18 protein-coding genes and 1 tRNA gene are annotated in these 21,865 nt (G+C 70.3%); 11 read left to right on the top strand and 8 right to left on the bottom strand.

Annotation, left to right across the window (positions count from 1 at the left end; translation table 11 throughout):
* Positions 1-65: 65 nt before the first annotated feature.
* The 4 genes from ACZ7FF_RS13635 (at position 66) to ACZ7FF_RS13620 (ending at position 5,188) form a co-directional block, all read left to right on the top strand.
* Complete coding sequence (locus ACZ7FF_RS13635) at positions 66-1,307, top strand: sensor histidine kinase (protein WP_470812115.1); 1,242 nt, start codon at positions 66-68, stop codon at positions 1,305-1,307.
* 117 nt (positions 1,308-1,424) lie between these two features.
* Complete coding sequence (locus ACZ7FF_RS13630) at positions 1,425-2,075, top strand: response regulator (protein ID WP_470812113.1); 651 nt, start codon at positions 1,425-1,427, stop codon at positions 2,073-2,075.
* 236 nt (positions 2,076-2,311) lie between these two features.
* Positions 2,312-2,797, top strand: a complete 486-nt coding sequence (locus ACZ7FF_RS13625) for a universal stress protein (protein ID WP_470812111.1) — start codon at positions 2,312-2,314, stop codon at positions 2,795-2,797.
* 219 nt (positions 2,798-3,016) lie between these two features.
* Positions 3,017-5,188, top strand: coding sequence for a SpoIIE family protein phosphatase (locus tag ACZ7FF_RS13620; protein ID WP_470812110.1), 2,172 nt, complete (start codon positions 3,017-3,019; stop codon positions 5,186-5,188).
* A gap of 52 nt (positions 5,189-5,240) precedes the next feature.
* Here the strand turns inward: ACZ7FF_RS13620 and ACZ7FF_RS13615 are convergent, their stop codons facing one another.
* A complete protein-coding gene (locus ACZ7FF_RS13615) occupies positions 5,241-6,830 on the bottom strand; it encodes an FAD-binding oxidoreductase (RefSeq protein ID WP_470812108.1) in 1,590 nt (529 codons plus the stop codon).
* A gap of 72 nt (positions 6,831-6,902) precedes the next feature.
* On the opposite strand from ACZ7FF_RS13615, the gene ACZ7FF_RS13610 reads away from it, so the two are divergent.
* On the top strand, positions 6,903-7,499 hold the full coding sequence (locus tag ACZ7FF_RS13610) for a TetR/AcrR family transcriptional regulator (protein ID WP_470812106.1): 597 nt from the start codon (positions 6,903-6,905) through the stop codon (positions 7,497-7,499).
* A gap of 120 nt (positions 7,500-7,619) precedes the next feature.
* Positions 7,620-7,717 (top strand) — tRNA-Arg (locus ACZ7FF_RS13605).
* A 32-nt stretch (positions 7,718-7,749) separates the two neighbouring features.
* Here the strand turns inward: ACZ7FF_RS13605 and ACZ7FF_RS13600 are convergent.
* The 4 genes from ACZ7FF_RS13600 to ACZ7FF_RS13585 form a co-directional block, all read right to left on the bottom strand.
* Positions 7,750-8,286, bottom strand: a complete 537-nt coding sequence (locus ACZ7FF_RS13600) for a P-loop NTPase family protein (protein ID WP_470812105.1) — start codon at positions 8,284-8,286, stop codon at positions 7,750-7,752.
* Between the two features lie 101 nt (positions 8,287-8,387).
* Positions 8,388-9,200, bottom strand: a complete 813-nt coding sequence (locus ACZ7FF_RS13595; RefSeq protein WP_470812103.1) for an SDR family NAD(P)-dependent oxidoreductase — start codon at positions 9,198-9,200, stop codon at positions 8,388-8,390.
* A gap of 277 nt (positions 9,201-9,477) precedes the next feature.
* Positions 9,478-9,903 (bottom strand): hypothetical protein, encoded by a 426-nt coding sequence (locus ACZ7FF_RS13590; RefSeq protein ID WP_470812101.1) that lies wholly within the window; start codon positions 9,901-9,903, stop codon positions 9,478-9,480.
* Positions 9,904-10,072: 169 nt separating this feature from the next.
* The gene (locus tag ACZ7FF_RS13585; protein ID WP_470812099.1) at positions 10,073-10,438 is read right to left on the bottom strand and encodes a darcynin family protein; all 366 of its coding nucleotides are present in this window, start codon (positions 10,436-10,438) and stop codon (positions 10,073-10,075) included.
* A gap of 665 nt (positions 10,439-11,103) precedes the next feature.
* On the opposite strand from ACZ7FF_RS13585, the gene ACZ7FF_RS13580 reads away from it, so the two are divergent.
* Positions 11,104-14,856, top strand: a complete 3,753-nt coding sequence (locus ACZ7FF_RS13580; protein WP_470812253.1) for a family 78 glycoside hydrolase catalytic domain — start codon at positions 11,104-11,106, stop codon at positions 14,854-14,856.
* A 131-nt stretch (positions 14,857-14,987) separates the two neighbouring features.
* Here ACZ7FF_RS13580 and ACZ7FF_RS13575 read toward each other — a convergent pair whose 3' ends face one another.
* Together ACZ7FF_RS13575 and ACZ7FF_RS13570 are read right to left on the bottom strand one after the other, a co-directional pair.
* Entirely contained in the window at positions 14,988-15,776 is a 789-nt protein-coding gene (locus ACZ7FF_RS13575; protein WP_470812097.1) for an AAA family ATPase, read from the bottom strand.
* 230 nt (positions 15,777-16,006) lie between these two features.
* Positions 16,007-16,546, bottom strand: coding sequence for a GNAT family N-acetyltransferase (locus ACZ7FF_RS13570; RefSeq protein ID WP_470812095.1), 540 nt, complete (start codon positions 16,544-16,546; stop codon positions 16,007-16,009).
* A gap of 278 nt (positions 16,547-16,824) precedes the next feature.
* Here ACZ7FF_RS13570 and ACZ7FF_RS13565 point away from each other — a divergent pair, with 278 nt between their 5' ends.
* Complete coding sequence (locus tag ACZ7FF_RS13565) at positions 16,825-17,070, top strand: DUF5133 domain-containing protein (RefSeq protein WP_470812093.1); 246 nt, start codon at positions 16,825-16,827, stop codon at positions 17,068-17,070.
* A gap of 11 nt (positions 17,071-17,081) precedes the next feature.
* On the opposite strand, the gene ACZ7FF_RS13560 is transcribed toward ACZ7FF_RS13565, so the two are convergent.
* Entirely contained in the window at positions 17,082-18,152 is a 1,071-nt protein-coding gene (locus ACZ7FF_RS13560; RefSeq protein WP_470812091.1) for a DUF6215 domain-containing protein, read from the bottom strand.
* A gap of 450 nt (positions 18,153-18,602) precedes the next feature.
* Here ACZ7FF_RS13560 and ACZ7FF_RS13555 point away from each other — a divergent pair, with 450 nt between their 5' ends.
* The 3 genes from ACZ7FF_RS13555 (at position 18,603) to ACZ7FF_RS13545 (ending at position 21,844) form a co-directional block, all read left to right on the top strand.
* Positions 18,603-18,869, top strand: coding sequence for a hypothetical protein (locus ACZ7FF_RS13555; RefSeq protein WP_470812089.1), 267 nt, complete (start codon positions 18,603-18,605; stop codon positions 18,867-18,869).
* A 265-nt stretch (positions 18,870-19,134) separates the two neighbouring features.
* Positions 19,135-19,635: a CAP domain-containing protein gene (locus tag ACZ7FF_RS13550; RefSeq protein WP_470812088.1), complete on the top strand. Its 501-nt coding sequence runs from the start codon at positions 19,135-19,137 to the stop codon at positions 19,633-19,635.
* 214 nt (positions 19,636-19,849) lie between these two features.
* Positions 19,850-21,844 carry a glycosyltransferase family 2 protein gene (locus tag ACZ7FF_RS13545; protein WP_470812086.1) on the top strand — a complete coding sequence of 665 codons (1,995 nt, stop codon included), beginning with the start codon at positions 19,850-19,852 and terminating at the stop codon, positions 21,842-21,844.
* Positions 21,845-21,865 lie beyond the last annotated feature (21 nt).

Raw genomic sequence — 21,865 nt, 5'->3', positions numbered from 1 at the left:
CAGGACGGCCCGGCCCCGCGAACCCGCTTCCGCGGGGACGCGGTGGCGACCGGTAAGAGGACGACATGGCACTTTTGGACACACCCGAGGCCACCGGAGAACGTGGCCGGTTCGATCAGGAGGACGGGGCCGAGGTGCCCGCCCTGCACCTGCAAAGGGCCTTCCGCTGGGAGGCGCTGCTGCGCATCGCCATCGTCATCGCCTACACCGCGGACCTGGCCGTCTTCCCACCGTCCGAACAGCTGGCACTGTCCATCGCCCTGGCGAGCGTCTACACCCTCTGGACCCTGGTCACCCTCTGGAGGGCCTGGAGATCGCACAAGCCCTATCCCAGCTGGGTCTACCCGTTGGTCGACCTGACCCTGCTCACCGCCCTGATGGCCGTCTCCGGGAACTTCGACGACCCCAACTGGAGCTCACCGATCTCCGCCGACATCTTCCTGTTCATCCCGGTACTCGCCTCGTTCCAGATGCGACCGGTGCTCACCGCCACATCCGGGGTTCTGGCCGCGGCGAGCTACACCATCGGCACCGGCATCGGCCACCTGCGCCAGCCGTACTGGCACTTCACCCTCCTCCACGCCCTGTTCATCCTCGTCGTCTGCGCGGGCTGCGTCCTGCTCTCCGACGTCCAGCAGCACCGGGTCAGATCGATCAGGGAGCTCGCCGAACACCGCCTGCTGCTCCTGGACCGCATCATGGCCGCCGAAGAAAGAGAACAGCGCAAAATCGCCGAGGTCCTCCACGACGGTGCGCTGCAGAACGTCCTCGCCGCCCGCCACTTCATCGACGAGGCGGCCACCGACCCCACCGTCACCGACTCGCTGCACCGGGCCGACGAAGCCCTCTCCGCGGCCAGCAGGCAACTCCGCTCCTCGGTACGGACCCTGCACCCCGAAGTGCTGGTCACCGGGGGACTCATCCCCGCCCTTGAACACCTGACCCAGCAGGCCGCCGAACGGGGGAAATTCCACGCAGAAGTCCATTCCACCATCACCACCGCCGGATGCGCCGACCGGCCTCTGTACTGGCTCGCCCGGGAAATACTGGAAAACGTCGTCAAACACGCGCACGCGAAAAACGTCACCGTCACCCTGCAGCAACACGACACCGAAAGCGTACGGCTCTCGATCTGTGACGACGGAATCGGAATACCGCCCGACGCCATAGCCAAGAGCCTGTGCTCGGGCCACATCGGAATCGCCTCGCACCGGGCACGGGTGGAGGGCATGGGAGGCACCTTCGCCCTCCACGCCAACGCCTCCGGCGGCACCACCGCCGAGGCCGTCCTACCGGTGACCGGCTAGCGCGGCACACCCGGGCGGTGGCCCGGGGAGACGGGCTCACCTACGCTTGACACCAGTCACCCGGAATCTACGGAAACCCCAAAAGCAGCACCGTGCAGCCGAAAGGTCGGGATTACCGTGGCAACACCGAACCCCGCCCGAATCAGAGTGGTAATCGCCGACGACCACCCCCTCTTCCGGGAGGGGATTTCACGCGCGCTGCAGCTGAGTGGATTCATCGACGTGGTGGCCGAGGCGGAGAACGGCCGGGACGCCCTCGACATCGTCCGCCGGGAAACACCCGAAGTCGCCGTGCTCGACCTGCGCATGCCCGAGCTCGACGGGATCACCGTCCTCCACGCACTGGTCCGCGACCACGTCGACACCCGTGTCCTCCTGCTGTCCGCGTTCACCGACAGCGCCTCCGTCTACCGCGCCCTCGAAGAAGGGGCGGCGGGCTTCCTGACCAAGGACAGCAAACGCTCCGACGTCGTCGAAGCGGTACAAGCGATCGCCCGCGGCCAGACCGTCGTACCACCCGAAGTGACCGGCGGGCTCGCCGACGAGATCCGCGCGCGGCGCAGCCACAGCGCGCCCACCCTCACCGAACGCGAACGCCAGGTCCTCAACGGCATGGCCCGCGGACTCAGCATCCCCCAGATCGCCCAGGAGCTCTTCCTCGGCGCCAGCACCGTCAAGACGCACACGCAACACCTCTACGAGAAGCTCAACGTGTCCGACCGCGCGGCGGCCGTCGCAGAGGCCATGCGGCGCGGGCTCATCGAATAGCCGAGAGGTCCCGCGCCACAGGGCGCCGGGCAGCGCGAGCACGAGACGCAGCCCCCCGGCCGCATCGCGGGCACGCGCCCGTCGGCCACGAGTTCAGGCACGTCCGGCCGCGGGCGCGGAGGACACGGCCGTCCCCCGCCCGCTCCCTCAGACGGGGGACTCACCACCTCGCACGGCACCCCTAGCGTCGTGACATCGATAGTCCCGACCCGCCCAGCAGGTGAAGTGAGAGTGTCATGCGAAACGACCGCAACGACCAGCAGCGACGCGTCATCGTCGGTGTCGATGACCAGAAGGGAAGCGTCGCGGCGCTGCGGTGCGCGGCCGAGGAAGCCATCCGGCGCAACGCCGTCCTCGTGGCCGTGGCCGCCTGGACCCCCTACGGGGGCGACGTCGCCGAGCGCACGTATCCCTGCCCCGCACTGGACGCCAAGCAGGTGGCCTCGGCACGGAGCATGCTCGACGCCGCCTGCGCGCGTGCCCGCCTCCCGCGGACTGTGACCGTGGAACGCCGGGTGGAGAAAGGCGTGCTGGGCCCCGTGCTGGCGCACCTGGCCGGCGGTCCCGAGGACCTGCTGGTGGTCGCCCTTCGCTATCGGCAGGCGTTCGCCCGGCTGCGCCCCTCGCCCGACAGGTACTGCCTGCGCAACGCGGCGGCACCCGTCCTCATCGTTCCCCCCGACTGGACGTCGCGCGCCCCCGAACCCGCGCTCGCGGCCTGAGGACGACCGGCACAGGCACGGCGCGACCACCGACCGGACGCGCAGAAGGAGGAAATGCGCGCGAAGGAACCAAGGCCGGATGCGCCCGTCCCACGCCGGGAGGAGCATGAGGAACGAAAACACCGGCACCTCACCCCATCCCCGGCACTCCACCCCCCGATCCCCCCACCCTCCCCCACCCACCACTCCCCCGCGGGGTGCGTGACCTGGGACATGGCCATGAATGACCACACACACGCAGAGACCACCCTGCCCCGCGACTCCGCGCTCGCCGACACCCTGCAGCACGTGATCGAACAACTCGGGGCGCACACAGGTGTGGCCTATCTGCTGGCAGAGGACCACCACACCCTGCGCACCGCGATCATCGCCGGAGCCCAGCCCGCGATCTACACCGTTCCGGAACACGTGGACGTGAAGGCGCCCTACGCCACCGCGGCCGCCTTCAGGACCGGCCGGCCGACGATGGCGGGCTTCCCCACCGTCCCCGCCACCGGCCTCAGGCTGGCCAGCCGTGTCCCCTTCCCCTACTCCGTGCTGGCCGTCCCCCTGGGTGCCGACGAGGGCCGGCTCGGCGTGCTCGCCTTCCTCTGGATCCCCCCACGCATCAACCCGCTGCCCGCCATCGACATGACATGGCTGACGGACCGGACGGATGACCTAGCGCACACGCTGCACGCCATGGCCCGTACCGACGCCGTCTCCATGCGACCGGGCAACAGGCCGATCCTGCTCCCTGTCTACCCACCCGGGCCCCCCGCCGGCGCCCGCGCCACCAACACCGGCTGGGGTCTGTCCGACGTCCCGGGCTCGACCGGGATCAGCTTCATGTACCAGATCCACCAACTGGCCGCCGAACTCAACGAGGCCGCCACCGTCAACGACGTCATGAGCGTCGCCCGCACCCGCATCATGTCCCCCTTCGACGCCCAGGCCTTCCTCGTCAGCACCCTCAAGGACGGCCGCCTCTGGGTCGCGGGCCACAGCGGCCACTCCACCGTCACCCTCCGCCTCCTGCACGGCGCCGCGGCCGGCCACCACCGTCCCGACGCCGACGCCCTGCTGAGCGAGACCCCCCTGTTCCTCCGCGACCGCGCCGCGCTCACCCGCGGCTATCCCAAGGCCGTCGACGACGGCCTCGAAGCCGGCGCCCACCTGCCCATAACCCTCGCCGGCCGGCCCATCGGCGTCTGCACCCTCGGCTTCTCCCGGCCACGCACCTTCAGCCCCGAGGAGCAGGCCGTGGTCATGATGATGATGGACCTCCTCGGCCCCGCGCTGCACCGCGCGACGCTCGCCGAAAGCACACGCTCCCTGGCCGAGAGCCTGCAGAAGAAGCTGCTGCCACGCGACCTCGTCGAAGTGCCCGGCATCACCACCACCGCACGCTACGTCCCGGCCCCGTCCACCGGCGGACTCGGCGGCGACTGGTACGACACCATCCCCCAGTCCGGGAACCGCCTTACCCTCGTCATCGGCGACGTCGAAGGCCACAGCATCGAGAGCACCGTGGTCATGGGTCAGCTCCGAAGCGCCGTCCGTGCCTACACCACCGAAGGCCACACGCCGGGCGCCACCCTGACCCGTGCCAACCGCCTCCTGCACGGCCTCGACACCGACCTGATGGCCACGTGCTGCCTGGTCACCATCGACATCGCCACCGGACACGCCGAGGTCGCCCTCGCCGGCCACCCCGCCCCGCTCCTGCGCACCCCGGGCGGCGCCCTCCACACCCAGGACCTACCGCCCAACATCCCCCTCGGCGTCGACCCGGACACCACCTACCGAACCGGAGACATCACCCTCGCCCCCGACACCCTGCTCGTCCTGCACACCAACGGCCTCACCCCCAGCCAGGCCACACAGCCCGACACCACCCCGCCCGGCACGCTCGAAAACCTCGCCGACCGCCTGATGCACCAGAGCACCGACCAGGGCCACCACGACGACGCCACCCTCCTCCTCGCGCACTACGAGGGTCCCCGGCCCGGCCCCAACCGCCGGATCACCCACAAGACCTTCCAGCGTCACGACCTCAGGGCCGTCAAAGCCGCGCGCCAGTTCATCACCGACTCCCTGCACACATGGGGTCACGACCAGATGATCGACAACATCCAGCTCCTGGCCTCCGAGATCGTCACCAACGCCCTCATCCACGCGGACAGCGACGTGGACCTGCGCCTGCGTGAATACCCCGACCACCTGCGCCTCGAAGTACACGACACCGACCCCACACCGCCCCTCCCCACCACCACCCACACCTCACAGGGCGGTGCGCACACCGAACACGGGCGGGGTCTCACCATCGTCGACCGCCTCTCCACCCAGTGGGGCAACACCCCCACCGGACACGGCAAGACCATCTGGATCGACATCTACGACAACACGTGACGCCGCCGGACATCGGCCATGGTGAGGCAACCGCTGTGGCCCGCCCCGGAGTTCAGCGCGCCGGGAGGAGCACCCCGGGATTGAGGACGCCGGCCGGGTCCAAGGCCGCTTTGGTGGCCGTCAGCGCGGCGGCGAAGGGGCCGGGGCGCTGGCGGTCGTACCAGGGACGGTGGTCCCTGCCGACCGCGTGATGGTGGGTGATCGTACCGCCGTGCGCCTCGATCGCCTCGGACACCGCGGCCTTGATGTGATCCCACTGGGCCACCATGTCGCCCCAACGACCGGGTGCGTACACACCGAAGTACGGCGCCGGCCCGTCCGGATAGACGTGGGTGAAGCGGCAGGTGACCACCCCGGCCCCGGCGACCTCGCGGAGAGCCTGCCCCGCCGCGCCGGTGACCGCCTGATGGAGTTCGCCGAACCGGTCCCAGGTGCAGGCCGTCTCGAAGGTCTCGGCGATCACCGAGTGACGGGCCAGCGCGTCACGCTGATACGGCATCCGCAGGAACGACGAGCGCCAGGACTCCGCGGCACCGCCGGTGGAGTCACCGCTGGATTCCCGGACGGTGTCGGCGGACGGCTCCCCGTCGTGGTCCCGGCAGAGTTCCAGGGCCCGTCGCAGTTGGTGGCGCACCGGATGATCCGCCGACTCGAAACCGAGGACGAGCACGCCGCCGCCGACTCCGACACCCGCGTTGATCAGCGCCTCGGCCGCATCGAGGAGGCGGCAGTTCGCCGGGTTCAGCCCGCTCTGCGCGATGGCCCGGGTGGCGGCGACGGCCGCCGCGTAGTCCTCGAACAGCACCGACGCCTTGGCGCGCCAGCGAGGTCGTTCCTGCAGGCGCATCCACGCCTCGGTGATGATGCCCAGGGTTCCCTCGCTGCCCAGGAAAAGCCGGTCGGGCGACGGTCCCGCGCCGGAGCCCGGCAGCCGCCGTGACGCACTGACTCCGCTCGGTGTGACCACCCGCATCGACTCGACGAGGTCGTCGATGTGTGTGTACAGCGTCGCGTAGTGGCCGCCGGCGCGGGTGGCGAGCCAGCCGCCCAGCGTCGAGAACTCGAACGACTGCGGGAAGTGCCGCAGGGTCAGCCCGTGGGGCCTCAGCTGGTCCTCCAGGTGCGGGCCCAGCACACCGGCCTGGATGCGTGCGGCCCGGCTCGTCCGGTCGATTTCCAGTACCCGGTTCATGTGTCCCAGGTCGACAGTGACCACGCCGGGATGATCGGCGCACCGCGGCTCGACGCCGCCGACCACGGAGCTGCCACCACCGAACGGGACGACGGCCATGCCTTCCCGTGTGCACCAGTCCAGGAGGTCGCTCACGTCGCGCTCGTCGCGGGGCCTGGCGACGAGATCCGGCACATGGCGCAGGTCCCCCTGCAGGTTCCGCACGACGTCACGGAATGCCTTGCCGTGCGCGTGCGCGGCCCGGTCCGCGGGATCGGCGGAACACAGTGCGGCGAGAGCGGCCGGCGGTGTCACCCGTGACCGGGGCAGAGCGAGTGAGGCGATGTCCGGCGGCTCGTGGTCGCTCAGGTCACCCGGCACGAGCGCCCGTACCCGCGAGAGCAGCTCCCGCAACTCGGCACCGCTCACGGCGTCCTCGACGTTTCCCCAACCCCACCACGATCGCGTCATGCTCGCGCCTCTCCTCGAATTGACCCATGGGTAAATTACCGAGCGGTCACATCTTGGGCTACAGTCGGCGCCATGGGCAAGGCCGGAACCAAGGGCGTCTCCCGCACCGATCGGGAGAGACAGATCATCGACGCGGCGGTCGAGGAGTTCGGCGGGCACGGCTACGCAGGCGTGTCCGTCGCCGCAGTGGCGGAGCGCGCGGGGATCTCCAAACCGCTGGTCTACAGCTACTTCGGCTCCAAGGACGGGCTGTACCTCGCCTGCGTCCACCGGGTCGGCGGCCTGCTGGTGGACTCCGTGGCCGCCGCACGGTCCCGCAGCGGTACGACCGGTCACGCGCTGGACACCCTTTCCGCGCTCTTCAGCACGGTCGAGCGCTGCCGCCACGCCTGGTCCGTCCTCTACGACCCGGCACTCCCGCCGGCAGGTGAGCTGCGCGACGCCGTGAACGACTACCGCGGACAGCTCGCCTCCATGGGCGCCGCGGGCGCCGCCGGACTCCTCGCCCACGCCGGACACGACGACCCGCTCGACCACCAACTCCTCAACCATGTCTGGCAGTACGCCGTCACCGCCGTCATGCGCTGGTGGTCCGAACACCCGGACCAGAGTGGAGCCGAGATGACGTCCCGTTGCGCGCGCCTCCTCACCGCGCTGAGTGCCGGCTGATCCCACGCCTCGCACGTCGACAGGCGAACCCCGTGTCAGGGACGTATCAGCCGTGCGTCAGAGAGTGCTGCCACTGTTGTCCATGTGAACGGCACGGCACACCACCGGAGCCGGGAGCGAGGAGAGGTGCCCGGAGTGGCTTATCGGGGACCAGCGAGTTCGACTCACGGTCGGGCCCTCAGGGGCCCACGCAGGTTCAAATCCTGCCCTCTCCGCCACAACGGCCGGAGTCGGCGCCGGCACGACCCCGTCAGCGGTCGAGAGCCGGCAGGCCGGCCAGGCCGGTGTCGAGCATGATGCGCTCGACGGTCTCGGTCAGGGCGCTTCCGGCGCCGATGACGGCCTCGGCGCCGCCGGGCAGCAGATCGAGCGAGCGGTACCACTCCCTCAGCCGCGCCTCGCCCACCTCGTCGGCGATCGGCTTCATGGCGTGGCGGGACAGGGTCTCGGCGAAGGGCACGTCCAGGTAGTAGCCGTGCGTCGGGCCACGGTGATCGGCCCGGAGCCGGGTGAGCATCTCGCCGTAGTGGTCGGAGTACAGGATGCCTTCGACGACGACGTGGTACCCGGCGTCCAGGGCGTAGCGGGCGGTGAGATCGATCAGGCCGATGTTGGCGGCTCCCGGCCGGTCGCGTTCCCGGAGCACGATTCGGCGCAGGTTGTCCTGACCGACCAGAGCCAGCCCCCGGCCGAACCTCTCCCGGATGCCCGCCGCGACGGACGACTTGCCCGAGGCGCTGTTGCCGCGCAGCACGATCAGCCGCGTCTCTTCACCACCCACCCTCACGGCCGGCCACGCTACCGGCTCGACCGGCGCGAGGTGCCCGCCGTGCCGGCGCGGTCACCGTTCACCTGAGGAATCCCGAGACCGGCGGACCGGCCGCGCACCTATTCGATCAGCTCGTGCGTCAGCTTCATCAGGCGCTCCCGGGCGTCGGCGTCGTACGCCTGCTCATGCGCACGCGCATCGGTGAACTGGTCGAAGTAGCGACCCGTGGTGGTCGCGAGTTCCGGGTCGAAGAGCAGCCGGACCGTCGGCCGGACGCCCTCCTCCGTGCTCGTGACGGGGGTGAGGCCGAAGGCACGGACGCCCTCCGTGTCCATCAGGTGGGCCGGGTGCAGGGTGTTGACCGTGACTCCGGTGCCCCGCAGTTCGGCGGCCAGTTCGAAGGTGGCCATGATCATGGCCACCTTGCTTCTGCAGTACGCACGCAGGCCCTCATAGCCCCGCTCCAGCATGACGTCGTCGAAGTCGACGGCCTCCTGTCCCATCGAGGCGACGTTGATCACCCGGGCCGGGGCCGAGGCCGTGAGCAGGGGCAAGAGGTCGCGGGTGAGGGCGTACGGGGCGAGGTGGTTGACCGCGAAGCGGAGTTCGTGGCCCTGGCGGCTCAGTTCGCGCCTGAGGGGCTCGGTACCCCCGCCCGCCACGGCGTTGTTGATCAGGCCGTCGAGATACGGCTCCGCGGAACGGATCCGGTGGGCCATCGCGTGCACCTGGTCCAGGTCGGACAGGTCTGCGAGGTAGGTGCGGACGGCCGTGTCAGGGGCGATGGCCTGCGCGGCGGTGGACACGTCCGCCAGGCGATCGCGGTCCCGGCCGTGCAGCAGGAGGGTGCCGCCTCGCCGGGCCAGGTCGAGTGCGAGGGCGCGGCCCATGCCCTGGGTGGCGCCGGTGATCAAAGTGGTGCGCTGGGTCATGAAGCGATCATGGCAATGCCTCGCGGTGGAACGGGAGTGTGTGCCAAGCCTGGTGTGGTGACCACCAGGCACGCCGTCCAGGCCACGTGCGCTGCGCGCGGTGCCGCTCCATCCTCACGGGAACTGGACCTGGACCTCCGCGAGACTCCGCCCGATCTCCGCGGAGACGCGGTCGAGGGGCGGAGCCATCGCCATGGGCCGGCCCCGCTTGCGCGGTGCCGGCCCATGGGAGGACCCGGAAGCCCTGCTGGTGGCGGTGCTCAGGCACCTCCGTGTCTCACAGAACGGCGACGGTCGTCTCGTTGGCGTAGCTGAAGCCGTCGTTGTCGAAGTAGAAGACGGTCACCTTGACCTTGTCCCCCTTGGCGAAGTGCGACCCCTCGGCCGTGCGCATGGTCACCCGCGCGGTGTGGTCGGCGTAGTCGCACACGAGCTTGTCCTTCTTGATGGTGCCCGCGGCGATCCCTCCGTCGTGACCCGAGTCGAGCGTCGCCGCGTTGGCCACGAGTTCGTGGTCCATGCCGGGGTCGCAGGAGTAGGTGACCTGCACCTGCACGCTCGGGGCGTGGAACGACACCTTGTCGATGGTCAGCAGGTTGGCCTTGGCCGCTGCCGAAGGCGCAGTGGCCAGGACACCCGCGCCTACCACGAGGGCGGTGACCGCGGTCCCGGCGAGGCGCCGGCGGATGTTGGTTGACTTCATCGATCCTCTTCCTTCCCCCCTGCGCGGTCACCCTTGGTCTGGGATGTGGAGGAGTGCTCCAACTGGGCGGGTGACTGCAGCAGTTGATCAACTTTCGGTCTGGATCATACGTGATCTTCCCTTTGCGCAGAGGGTCGGGTGTCGAGCGGTTCGTGAACCTGGCGGTGCCTCAGGTGGTGACGGCGGCGACGGGTTCGAGGCCGTAGGTGCGGGCGTAGCCGTTCTCGGTGCCGACGAGGAGGTCGACGACCTCGAAGTAGCGATCCCAGAACGGGGTTTCGCGCAGTGCGTCGACGAGGAGCTGGTAGGTGTGGTGGTCGTCGGCTTCCCACACCCAGACGTCGGTGACGCGAGCGGAGTAGAACTCCGTGTCGTAGAAGCGGGACCGGACGCCGGTGGTCTTGGCCTCGATGGCCGGCAGGACCCGGGTGGTGAAGGCGTCCACGCGTTCCTGGACGGACAGGGCGAGCCACTCAGGTGTGGTCTTGACCAGCATGAACGCCGTGACCGACGGTTCCGTCTCTGCAGCGGACACAGGGTGCCTCCAATGCGGCGGGGGGTCCTGGTGCGCCGGGCTCCATGCGTTCCCGGCGCCGGTGCGGGCTTCAGGAGAGGACGGCGGGCTTGAGGACCTGGGCGCACCACTGCTCGAAACTGGTGGGGGAAGCCGAGCACAGCGTGACCCGCGCCGCCGCGCGCCTGCACACCTCACCCGCCGCCATGAGCCGCACCCTCGCCCGTCCGCGCCGCATATTCCAGGACCCCCTCCTGGTCCGGGCCGGACAGACCATGGTTCCCACCCCACGCGCCCAGGCGCTGCGCGAGGAAGCCGCCGCGGTGGTACGCAGCCTCGGAGCGCTGCTCAGCCCTGGCGCGAGCGCTTGGTGTAGCTGTCCTGGTCGACCCCCTTCGCCCCCCGGCCGCTGGGGCCTGGGCATGAAGTCGAGCACCGGGCCTCGCAACGGTTCAATACCCCGGTGGCGCGCCGTCGCACCAGCCGACCCCCTACAACATCCGTGTCTGCCGAGGACGTTGACGACTCCCACGGGCGCCTCTAAATTACCCCCGACATGTGGAAATGAAACGTTTCAATCAACTGCATCAGGCCGGACCAGCACCGCGGGATCGCGCTGCCGGTCCACCTCGCTCGCCCCCCGCACGGCCGCCGCACGCCGGTGGCTCGAGAGAAGGAGTACGGCGTTGAGCAGTGACGCGAGGCACCACAGAGGCTCGGATCAGCCCGGCGAGGACCAACCGCGGTACAGCAGGCGACGCTTTCTGAGCACCGGAACGGGCGTCGCGGCCGGCGTGCTCGCCGCTGGCTCGGCGCTGGCGCGCCCGGGCGTCGCGGCCGCGGCTCCCCGCGCCGCCGCGGCCGGACCCGTCGATCTGTCGAGTGCGCACTGGATCTGGTACCCCGAGGGCGATCCGCGCGTCACCGCACCCGCCGCCTACCGGTACTTCCGCAAGACCTTCAGCGTCCCGGCGGGCAACGCCGGTGACGCCCAGCTGGTCGTCACCGGCGACGACACCGTGGACGTGTGGCTGAACGGGCAGCACCTGGCAGCCTCCGCGCGCACCGCGGATTCCTGGCAGAGCGCCCTCTACGTCGACCTGCGCCCCGCGCTCACCGGCGGGAACAACACGATCGCGGTCGCCTGCGGGAACAGCGGCGGCCCCGCCGGTCTCCTGGGACACGTGCACATCACGACGGACGGCGGCACGACCGACCTGGTCACGGACGGCAGTTGGCGCTCCGCCCAGTCGGCTGCCACGGGCTGGGAGGCGCCCGCGTTCGACGACTCCGGTTGGTCGTCCGCCGCGGACCTGGGCGCCTACGGCATCTCCCCGTGGAACTCGAACGTCGCCGCCCCCGATCTCTCGCCGGCGTCGCCCCTCGGCGTCACGGGCATCACCGTCGAGCACCAGGTCACCCCGCTCGGGATGGATGCGCCGAAGCCGCGGTTCGGCTGGACCCTGGATTCCGCGACGCCCCAGCAGCACCAGGCGGCCTACCAGATCCAGATCTCCTCGACCGGCGCCGGCAGGGGCGACGTCTGGGACAGCGGCCGTGTCTCCTCGGCCCAGCAGATCGACATCGAGTACGACGGAACCGCGCTGAGCAGTCTCACCCGCTACCACTGGCGGGTCCGCGTGTGGGACACGCAGGGGCGGGCCGGCGCCTGGAGCGACCTGCAGTGGTTCGAGACGGGGCTGCTCAACCCGGCCACCGAATGGCACGGCGCCTTCGTCGGCCAGGCCGCCGCGCCGAACTTCGCGGGGGCGAGCTGGATCTGGTACCCGGAGGGCGACCCCGCCTCGTCCGCACCGGCCGGCACCCGCTACTTCCGCCGTACGCTCACGCTCCCCGGCGCCCCGGCCGGCGCGGTACTGGCCATCACCGGCGATGACACGGCCGACGTCTGGGTCAACGGCGTGCTGGTCAGCTCCTCGCCGAGGGCGGGCGACTCCTGGAAGAACGCGGCGCTAGTCGACCTCGCCCCGCACCTGACGACGGGCACCAACACCATCGCGGTGTCCTGTACGAACACCAGCGTCTCCCCCGCCGGCCTGCTCGCCAAGCTCATCCTGCCCGGCGGTCAGGTCGTCAACAGCGACACCTCCTGGAAGGCCTCCCAGACCGGGCCCACCGGCTGGAACACCCGCGACTTCGACGACAGCGCCTGGCCCGCTGCGAAGTCCGTCGCCGCCGCCGGCGGCGGTCCGTGGGGGGTCCAGGTGCGAGTGATCACTCCCGCTCCCATGGTGCGCAAGCGCTTCACCGTCTCCAAGCCGGTGGCCTCCGCCCGGCTCCTGACGACCGCGCTGGGTCTGCACGAGACCCGCCTCAACGGCGCCCGGGTCGGTTCCGACGTGCTGGCCCCGGGCTGGACCGACTACAAGAAGCGCCTGCAGTACAAGGTCTTCGATGTCACCGACGGGATCCAGCAGGGCGCCAACGCCCTCGCGGCCTGGGTCGGCAACGGCTGGTACAGCGGCAGCCTCGGTTTCGCAGGGAGCCAGCACTACGGCTCCCAGCCGTGGTATTCCGCCCAGTTGGTGCTGACCTTCACCGACGGCTCCACGCAGACGATCGCCACCGACAGCGGCTGGAAGACCGCCACCGGAGCGATCCGGGCGGACGACCTGTACAACGGCGAGACGTACGACGCACGCCTGGACGTCGCCGGGTGGGACGGCGCCGACTTCGACGACTCCGCATGGGCCGCCGTCACCGTCTCCTCGGTCACCCTGCCCACTCTGGTGTCGCAGGTCGACGGTGGAGTCACCGTCCAGGCGGAGTTCTCACCCGTCGCCGTCACCCAGCCGCAGCCGGGCGTGTGGATCCTCGACCTGGGCCAGAACTTCGCGGGCTGGAACCGGCTCTCGCTGACCGGCCCGGCGGGCACCACGGTGACCATGCGGCACGGCGAGGTCCTCAACCCCGACGGCACGCTCTACACCACCAACCTGCGCACCGCGCAGGCCACCGACCGGTTCGTCCTCGCCGGCGCCGGCTCGGCGGAGTCGTACGAGCCCCGTTTCACCGTCCACGGCTACCGCTACGTCGAGCTCACCGGACTGCCCTCCGGCGTGACCCCGACAAAAGACACCGTCACCGGTCGGGCCGCCTGGACCACGGGCGACCAGCTCGGCACGTTCACCACGTCGAACAAACTCCTCAACCAGTTCCAGCACAACATCACATGGGGGCAGCGCAGCAACATGCTCTCCATCCCCACGGACTGCCCGCAACGTGACGAGCGCCTGGGATGGACGGGAGACATCGCCGCCTTGAGCGCCACGTCGACGTTCAACATGGACGTCCACCGGTTCCTGGCGAAGTTCGTCGACGACCTGGTCGACGACCAGCAGTCCAACGGGGCGTTCACCGACGTCGCCCCGAGCGTCATCAACGGTTCCGGCACGGCCGGTTGGGGCGACGCGGGCGTGATCATCCCGTACACCCTGTGGCAGCGCTTCGGGGACATGAGAGTCGTCGACCGGCACTTCACGGCGCTCTCCGGCTGGGTCGACTACCTGCGCGGCACGGCCGGCAGCGACCTCATCCGCAACCAGCAGACGTTCGGCGACTGGCTCAACGTGGGCGACGAGACGCCCCACGACCTCATCTGCACCGCGTACTTCGCGTGGGCGGCGCGACTGGTGGCACGGATGGCCGGTGCCACGGGCCGGTCGTCACAGGCCGCCTCCTACGGGCAGCTGGCCGACCAGGTGGCGGCCGCCTTCGCCGGCCGCTACATAGGGTCCGACGGCTCCGTCGGCACCAACACCCAGACCGGGTACGTACTCGCCCTCTCCTTCGGCCTGGTGCCCACCGCCCTCGTCCAGCGGGCCGCGGACAAACTCGCCGCCAAGGTGTCGTCCAGCAACGGGCATCTGACGGTCGGGTTCCTCGGCGTGGAGAACCTCCTGACCGTCCTGGCGGGCAACGGGCACGCGGACGTCGCCTACCGGATCCTGCTGCAGACCGACTATCCCGGCTGGGGTTACATGATCAGCCGCGGCGCCACCACCATCTGGGAGCGCTGGGACGGCATCCGCAACGACGGATCCTTCCAGGATCCGGGCATGAACTCCTTCAACCACTACGGCCTCGGCTCGGTCGGCGACTTCCTGTACCGGCACATCGCGGGGATGGGCCCGGCCGCTCCGGGCTACCGGTCCCTGCTCGTCGCGCCGCAGCCCGGCGGGGGCCTGAGCTCGGCCTCGGGCACGTACCGGACGCCGTACGGGACGGCCGAGAGCAGCTGGTCCGTGGCGGGCGGCCAGGTGACGCTCGGGGTCACCGTGCCCGCCAACGTCACGGCCACCGTGGTCGTACCCACCTCGCAGCCCGGCTCGGTCAAGGCTCCCGCGCAGGCCGTCCCGTCGGGCCCCGCCACGTACAGCCTCCCGGCGGGCAAGTACAGCTTCACCGCCCCGGTGTGATGCGCGATCCCGAGGACATGTACTAGGGCTCTCGTCCTCCCTGCGCCACGGCCCGCTCGCACACCGAGCGGGCCGTGCCTCGCTCGGTGCCCGCCGGGGGCCGCGGCGCCGGCACCGTCGAGGCGCCGTACTCAGTGCCAGCCGCCTCGGGGCCGGTCGTTCTCGTCGGTGCCCAGAAGGTTCTTCAGGAACCGGCCCGGTGCTCCGAGGAACTCGCGTGTCAGCCGTACCGGCAGGGCCTGGTCGAAGTCGACGTGTTCCAGTCCGCCCTCGTCGGAGATCTCCATGATGGTCGCGCCGGGGAGGGCGAGGAGGATCGGCGAGTGGGTGGCCACGAGGAACTGGCTGCCCTGCGCGACGAGTTCGTGCATGCGGGCCAGGAGGGCGAGGCAGCTCTGGACGGAGAGCGCGGCTTCCGGCTCGTCCAGCAGGTACAGTCCCGCGGGTCCGAAGCGGTGGGTGGCCAGGTCGAGGAACGACTCCCCGTGCGAGCGCTCGTGCGGGGACACCCCGCCGTAGGCCGGCAGGAGCGGCCGCCCTCCGGCTCCGTCGAGCCTTTCGATCTCGCTGGCCACGTTGTAGTAGGACTCCGCCCGCAGGAAGAAGTCGGTACGAGGCTTGCGGATCCCCCAGGTCAGAATCAGATGGTCACCCAGCTCGGACTCGGTGGCTCGCGTGGCGAACCGGAAGTTCCTGCTACCGCCCTCGGGATTGAACCCCGCGGCCACGGCGACCGACTCGATCAGCGTCGATTTGCCCGCGCCGTTCTCCCCCACCAGGAACGTGACCCCCGGCGGCAGGGTGAGCGCGCCTGACCGGGCGAGTTGCCGCACCGCGGGGAGGCTGAACGGGTACCGGCCGTCGTCCACGTCCTGGTCCAGCCGGATCTGCTGAATGAACCTGCCGTACCCGGAGGTCATGGTGCACCCGTCCCGCTCACGGGCACTGGCGGGACCAGGGACCCGCCCGGTGGCGAAAGGTCATCGTCATGGGCCACTCGGGACTCCCCGGCCGTGAGGCGAACGCTGTGTCGTCCCGCCACGCTACAGGGCGCCTCCGACAACCCGGGGACCGTGCCGTTCGATGCGCGGCCACCGGCGGCCGGCCTCGGCGGGCGAACCGTGTCCAGCGGAGGCCGGCGTCAGCTCGGTCACCGGTCCGACCGGCCGCCGGACCGCTCGGCGCGGAGCATGGAGTAGATCACCTGGTCGTGCCACCGGCCGCCGCGCCACTGCGCCGAGCGCAGCACGCCTTCCCTGACGAAGCCCGCCTTCTCCAACGCACGCTGTTCGGCGAGGTTGGCGCGGTCCGTCCAGGCCTGGAGCCGTTCGGCCCTGGTGTGGTCGAAGAGGTACTCGGCCAGTAGTCGCTGGGCCCGGGTGCCTATGCCGCGGCCGTGCGCGGCGGGCACCAGGCCGATGGCCAGGGTCCAGCAGGTGGAGGTGGCGGGCCGCCCCCAGGTGCCGGTGAACCATTCGACGCGGCCCACCGCCCGGCCCGCCTCCGCTACGGAGAGCATGCCGCCGTCGGGGCCGAGCAGGCCGTTCTCAGCGAACTGCCGGCGCAGGCCGGCCGGTGAACCGAAGCCGAACCACTGATACGGTCCGGTCCCTTCCGGCCCGTTGAACTCCCGCTCGAACAGGTCGAGATCGTCGGCAGTGACGGGGCGCAGGGTGATCTCGCCGGACATGGACGACTCCTGTTCCTCTCGACCGCACGGTTCACCTCGTACGGCCGGCGTGGGCACCGGCGTCCGACTCTTCCACACGTCCGGCCGCGCCCGGGCGAGGTCCGCTCGGAGCCGAGGTCCGGCGCACGGCTCGGTGGGCACCGGCTTGCATAGGGTGATCAAGCGGGGGCACTCGACATGCCGGGGAGGATCCGCTCCCTTTCACCTTGGTGTCACTTGGCGGGCGCGGGTTTTCGCGAGCCCTGTGGGACCGTCGCCTTTCGAGAGAGGTCGTCGCTGTGCTGCTGCCTGAGGAGAAGGAACTGCGGGCGGTACTGGCCCGCTTCGCCGATGCTCGCTTCCGCCATGACCTGCAGCCCACCGGACACTCCAGCCGAGAGCTGGAGGACACCTCCCGCACGCTGTGCGTCATGACCGGCACGCGGTCGGTGGACGAGGCCCTCGCCGCTGCCGACGCCCTCCTGGACCAACTGCGGGTGGACCGACACACGGCCACCAAGGCAACCCAGACCCTGGCCGCCTGACCGCCGGCGTCTCATCGGGCGGTCCGCTCGGGAATCGTCGGGAGTACCTTCTCGGCGATGCCCAGGAGAGCGCTGTCGTCCGGGAGGGCTCCGGACGCGCTCCACACGGTGATCTCGCAGTAGCCGCCCCGGTCCTTGCGGTCGAGGGCGATGGAGAGCGTCCTGGCCAGGGGGCCTTGTTCGACCGGTCCGCCGGATCCGCCGCTCCCGAGGTCGATCTGGAGCTTCATGGTGTGGTCCGAGGAGAAGACAGCGGGCCGGCCGAGAACCGAGACGGTCCTGACGTCCTGCTCGTCCCCGTACTTCATCAGCTTCACGTACTGGGCGGTCGACAGCTCGTTGTACGTGGCCGAGACGTTCACGGTGTACGTGTCGAACGCGATCTCCGCCTCCGGCCGGGCGACCTTCCCACCGGTCAGGGGAGCGGTGTCGCTGGTGCCGGAAGCCGTGGTAGCGGTCTCTCCGGGCGTCCCGAGGAGCTGGGCCAGGTCAGGCCGGTTGAGGGCCTTGCACAGATCGTCACCGGTCACGGCCTGGGGCGTCGCCTTGTAGGCCTTCGGCAGCTCCTTGTGCTCGCCGCCCGAACACGAGGCCGGCTGCGGCGTGTTGTCGTCCGACGGCAGCACGTGCGGGGCCACCCACAGCGCGGCCCCGAGTGCCCCGAACAGGGCCACCGCCGCGACGGCCTGTCCCCAGGCGTTGGGCTCCTTCTCCGGAGCGGCCGGAGCGGGATGCGGCACGGCCCCGGGCTGCGCCTGTGCCTGTAGCGGTGCCTGTCGTACGGGTACCTGTGCCTGAAGCGGTGCCTGCTGCACTGGTGCCTGTGCGGCCGCACCGACCGCCGCCCCGTCCACGGAGGCCGCCGGGCTCGGACTCGGGTTCCGGCGTGCGCGCAGGGCCTGGACCACCGCGTGGACACGTAGCGCGGTGAACACGAGGAACAGCGCACCGAGCCCGGCCAGGACCAAGCGGTGATCGCGGACGGCGAGATACGTGATGCGCACGCCGAGTACGGATCCGAGCACGATGAGCAGGGGCTCCCGGACCCAGAAGGGCAGGAGGCGGAGGAGGAAACCGAGCACCCGGTGATCTCACCAGGACACGATCATGTTCGCCGTGGTGGAAGCCACAATTCCGGGGGCAGTGCGGGCCAAAACCCCAGCACATCGGGTTCCTGCCGGACGGCCTGCGAGATTTGTACCGGGATGTGGCACCGCCGTGCGGCCGAGACCTCCGGCTGCCCCTCTCAGGGCGTGCGGGGGCGGTGGGAGTGTTCTAGCGTCGTAAGAGCGAGGGTGGTCGACATCGAGCCGATCGTGGTCTCGGCGGATACGCACACCACCCGCCCGCATGACGGGCGCGGAAGACGCCTGCCGGACGCGCATGGTGTTCGCCCCGCGACACCAGCCCCGGGTTCGGGCTCCGAGAGTGGGGATCCGGCCCTTCGACGCGTCGGCTCGCCGCACCCCGCACGCGGTCCCGCGCAAGCGCAGCCAGGATCGCTACCCGACCCTGAGAGCAGGTGCATCCTCATGCGTCGTACGGCGTGTATCCCCAGCGTCCTCGCCGGCCTTGCCCTCGCCCTGGGCGGAGGCGTCATCGCCGCGCCGGCCGCGCACGCGGACATCGCCGCCTGCGAGCGCGCTGTGCAGGCGCAGGGCGGCGAGGTCACGGACGCCGTCCAGATGGCGTGCTACGTCGGACTGGTGGGCGACCAGGACCGCTGCGCAACCGACCTGACCCAGGCCGGTGTGTCACATGAAGCCGCACTCGAAGCGTGCCGTCAGGCACCTCGGTAACGACTCTCCGGACCGGTGAACTTGCCTGTGAATATGAGCCGTTGACGTGGGACGACGTCAACGCGAGCGCCTCCCCGGTCGCCGCGCGGACGCCCGCGACTTAGTCTGGTTGTGGGCGCAGGGGGCCGCCGTACGGCCGCCCGACCTGGCCACTTCGCCGGCGGTTGCCTCCGGTCACCGCAGGAGCCGGCCACACGGCCCGCCCCTGTGACGAGTGAGACCCGTCGGCAGCATCTGCCACTCTCTCTGCGACCAGGGGGTCGCCATGAACAACCCTGTTCGGATACGCCGTCAAGCCGTGGCCGTCATAGCAGCAGGACTGATGGCCGGGGGCACGATGTTCGCGACGAGCGCTTCCGCGGCCATCTCCTCCATCAGCCCCGGAGACCAGCAGACCATCGTCAGCCAGACCAACACCATTCGCCAGGCGGCCGGCGCACCGCCGCTGGTCTGGGACAGCGGCGTCGCCGACATCGCACAGGCCTGGGCCGACAATCCGGCGTCCACGCCGAGCGGCCCCGGCTCGCTGGCGCACTCACCGGGTTTCAACGGCGCCGAGAACATGTCGACCGTCGGCCCGACCGGAGCCACCGGGCAGTGGGCGGCCGAGAAGGCCGCGTACGACGCCGACCCCAACAACAACGACACCAACAGCGTGGGCTACAAGACCCGGTGGGGGCACTACTGGAACATGATCCAGAGCCGGTTCACCAAGATCGGCTGCGGCGCGCGGGACGGTGTGACGGTCTGTCAGTACCGTCCCTGACCCGACCCGGCCACCCGACGTCCCTGCAACAGGGGCGTCGGGTGCCGTTCGGCGGCCGGTGCGCGAATGGCCGGTATGTGTTCCCTCACGGAGCGCGCGCCGCTGGGACACAGGCTGATCATGGTAGGTTCACAGGGATCTTCACGGTTCCCCCACGCCTGATGTCGAAGCCTCCGTGGCATGGGGTCACCCGGTATTTTGGAGCACTTGACTCATGCCCGGCGCCAGCGTTTCGGTGATTGTCGCCGCGTACAACGCGATGCCCTACCTGACGCGTTGCATCACCTCGGTGGCCCAGCAGAGCATCGGCCGTGACCGGCTGGAGGTCATCGTCGTCGACGACGGCTCGACCGACGGCACAGCCACCGAGCTGGACCGGCTGAGCGGCCTCTACCCGGAGCTCCTGCGGGTGGTGCGCCAGGGGAACTCCGGGGGCCCGTCCGGGCCCCGCAACACCGGGCTCCAACTCGCCACCGGTGACTTCGTGTTCTTCCTGGACGCCGACGACCACCTCGGCCCCGAGGCGCTGGAACGCATGGTGCGGGCGGCCGAGAGCAACGGCACCGACATCGTGCTCGGCAAGATGGTCGGCGTCGGCGGACGCGGCGCCCCCACGTCGATGTTCAAGGGCAACCAGCCACGCACCGACGTCTTCTCCTCCCGCGTGTACTGGACGCTCAACCCGATGAAGCTGTTCCGCCGGGAACTGCTGGAGCGGCATGGGCTGCGGTTCCCCACCGATCTGCCCATCGGCGAGGACCAGTTGTTCGTGGGCGCGGCCTACCTGCGTGCCTCGGGCGTCTCCGTGGTCGCCGACTACGACTGCGTGTTCTGGGTGCTGCGTGAGGACGAGGGCAACATCACCCGAAGGCTGAAGGGCTCCGAACACAGGCTGCGCTTCCTGCCGCGCGTGGTCGACATGATCCTGGAGAACGTGCCTCCGGGGCCCGGCCGCGACCACCTCGCCCACCGGCATCTGACCGTCGACGTCAAGGAGATGCTCGCCGACCAGCTCGCCTTCGAACCCCGTGCGGTCCAGGAGAAGATGCTGGACCAACTGGCCCAGATCATCGAGCCCTTGTGGCACGAGGGACTGAACGAGCGGCTCTCGGCCATGGCTCGGCTGCGGCTCCATCTCGTACGCCACCGCATGCTGGACGAACTGCTGGAGCTGCTCACCTTCGAAAAGGGGCTGGCCCGCGGCAAGGCCGCCACCCCCGTCCTCGTCGACGGCGGGCGGGCTCTGGCCCGCTACCCGTTCCTGCGCGATCCCGAGCGCGCCGTCCCCGACTCGTGCTACGACGTGACGGCCCAGCTCGCCGTCCGCCACCATGTCACCCGGGCCGACCTGCGCGGCACCATGCTGCACCTGGCCGGCCACGGCTACGTGCACCGTGTGGAGACCCGCGCCGTCACCACCGAACTGGTCCTGCGTGAACGCGACAGCGGAACCGAGTACCGCCTTCCGCTCACGCATACCCCCACACCCGGACTCGGAGCGGACCAGGACCAGGGCCGGTACACGTACGACCTCGCCGGATTCGAGGCCACGGTCGACATCGCCACCGCGGCCGGCGGCAGGCCGCTCGCGGACGGGCTGTGGGACCTTTCCCTCGCAGTGGGCGCCCAGGGCCTGTCGAAGGAAGTCCGGATCGGCAGCAGGCGGGCCGCCGACGTCCCCGCCGGCGCGGGCACCCGCGTCGTCGCCGACGACGGCGATCTGCGTGCCGTCACGCTCTACACCACCAAGCCGCACGGCAACCTCACCCTCGACCTCGGCGAGGCGAAGCACCGGGTGCTGCCCCTGCTGCACCTCGACGACATCCGCTGGGCCGCCGGTACACCGCCTCGGCTGCAGGTCGGCGGACGATGCGAGCTGGCGGAACTCCCTGCGGGCGCGCTGCTCCTGGTACTGGACGACGGGGGCGGTGAGACCGCGCGGTTCCCGGTCGAGCAGACCACTGGCAGCCCCGATTTCCTCGTCGACGTGCCCGTCGGCACCCTCCCGGCGGGGGTCTGGAACGGCGAACTCCGGCTCGGTTCATGGGTCGTACCGTTGCCCCCGCTCCCCACCGATCTGCCTCCCGCCAAGTGGAGGCGCCGCGCGCTGCCCTGGTACGCCCGGCCCCTCACCACCGAGCCCGAGCGCTTCGCGCTGCAGATCGCCAGGACCGACCTCGTCAAGGCGATCACCCGACGCATCAAGTAGTGGGCACGGGGCGCCTTGTGA

This window comes from Streptomyces sp. NPDC037126, assembly GCF_055605965.1.
This window is presented reverse-complemented; position numbering and strand designations above follow the sequence as displayed.

Coding starts and splice junctions, on each gene's coding strand:
- ACZ7FF_RS13635 (WP_470812115.1), top strand. CDS start 66: ATGGCACTTTTGGACACACCCGAGGCCACCGGAGAACGTGGCCGGTTC.
- ACZ7FF_RS13625 (WP_470812111.1), top strand. CDS start 2,312: ATGCGAAACGACCGCAACGACCAGCAGCGACGCGTCATCGTCGGTGTC.
- ACZ7FF_RS13620 (WP_470812110.1), top strand. CDS start 3,017: ATGAATGACCACACACACGCAGAGACCACCCTGCCCCGCGACTCCGCG.
- ACZ7FF_RS13615 (WP_470812108.1), bottom strand. CDS start 6,830: ATGACGCGATCGTGGTGGGGTTGGGGAAACGTCGAGGACGCCGTGAGC.
- ACZ7FF_RS13610 (WP_470812106.1), top strand. CDS start 6,903: ATGGGCAAGGCCGGAACCAAGGGCGTCTCCCGCACCGATCGGGAGAGA.
- ACZ7FF_RS13595 (WP_470812103.1), bottom strand. CDS start 9,200: ATGACCCAGCGCACCACTTTGATCACCGGCGCCACCCAGGGCATGGGC.
- ACZ7FF_RS13590 (WP_470812101.1), bottom strand. CDS start 9,903: ATGAAGTCAACCAACATCCGCCGGCGCCTCGCCGGGACCGCGGTCACC.
- ACZ7FF_RS13575 (WP_470812097.1), bottom strand. CDS start 15,776: ATGACCTCCGGGTACGGCAGGTTCATTCAGCAGATCCGGCTGGACCAG.
- ACZ7FF_RS13570 (WP_470812095.1), bottom strand. CDS start 16,546: ATGTCCGGCGAGATCACCCTGCGCCCCGTCACTGCCGACGATCTCGAC.
- ACZ7FF_RS13555 (WP_470812089.1), top strand. CDS start 18,603: ATGCGTCGTACGGCGTGTATCCCCAGCGTCCTCGCCGGCCTTGCCCTC.
- ACZ7FF_RS13550 (WP_470812088.1), top strand. CDS start 19,135: ATGAACAACCCTGTTCGGATACGCCGTCAAGCCGTGGCCGTCATAGCA.
- ACZ7FF_RS13545 (WP_470812086.1), top strand. CDS start 19,850: ATGCCCGGCGCCAGCGTTTCGGTGATTGTCGCCGCGTACAACGCGATG.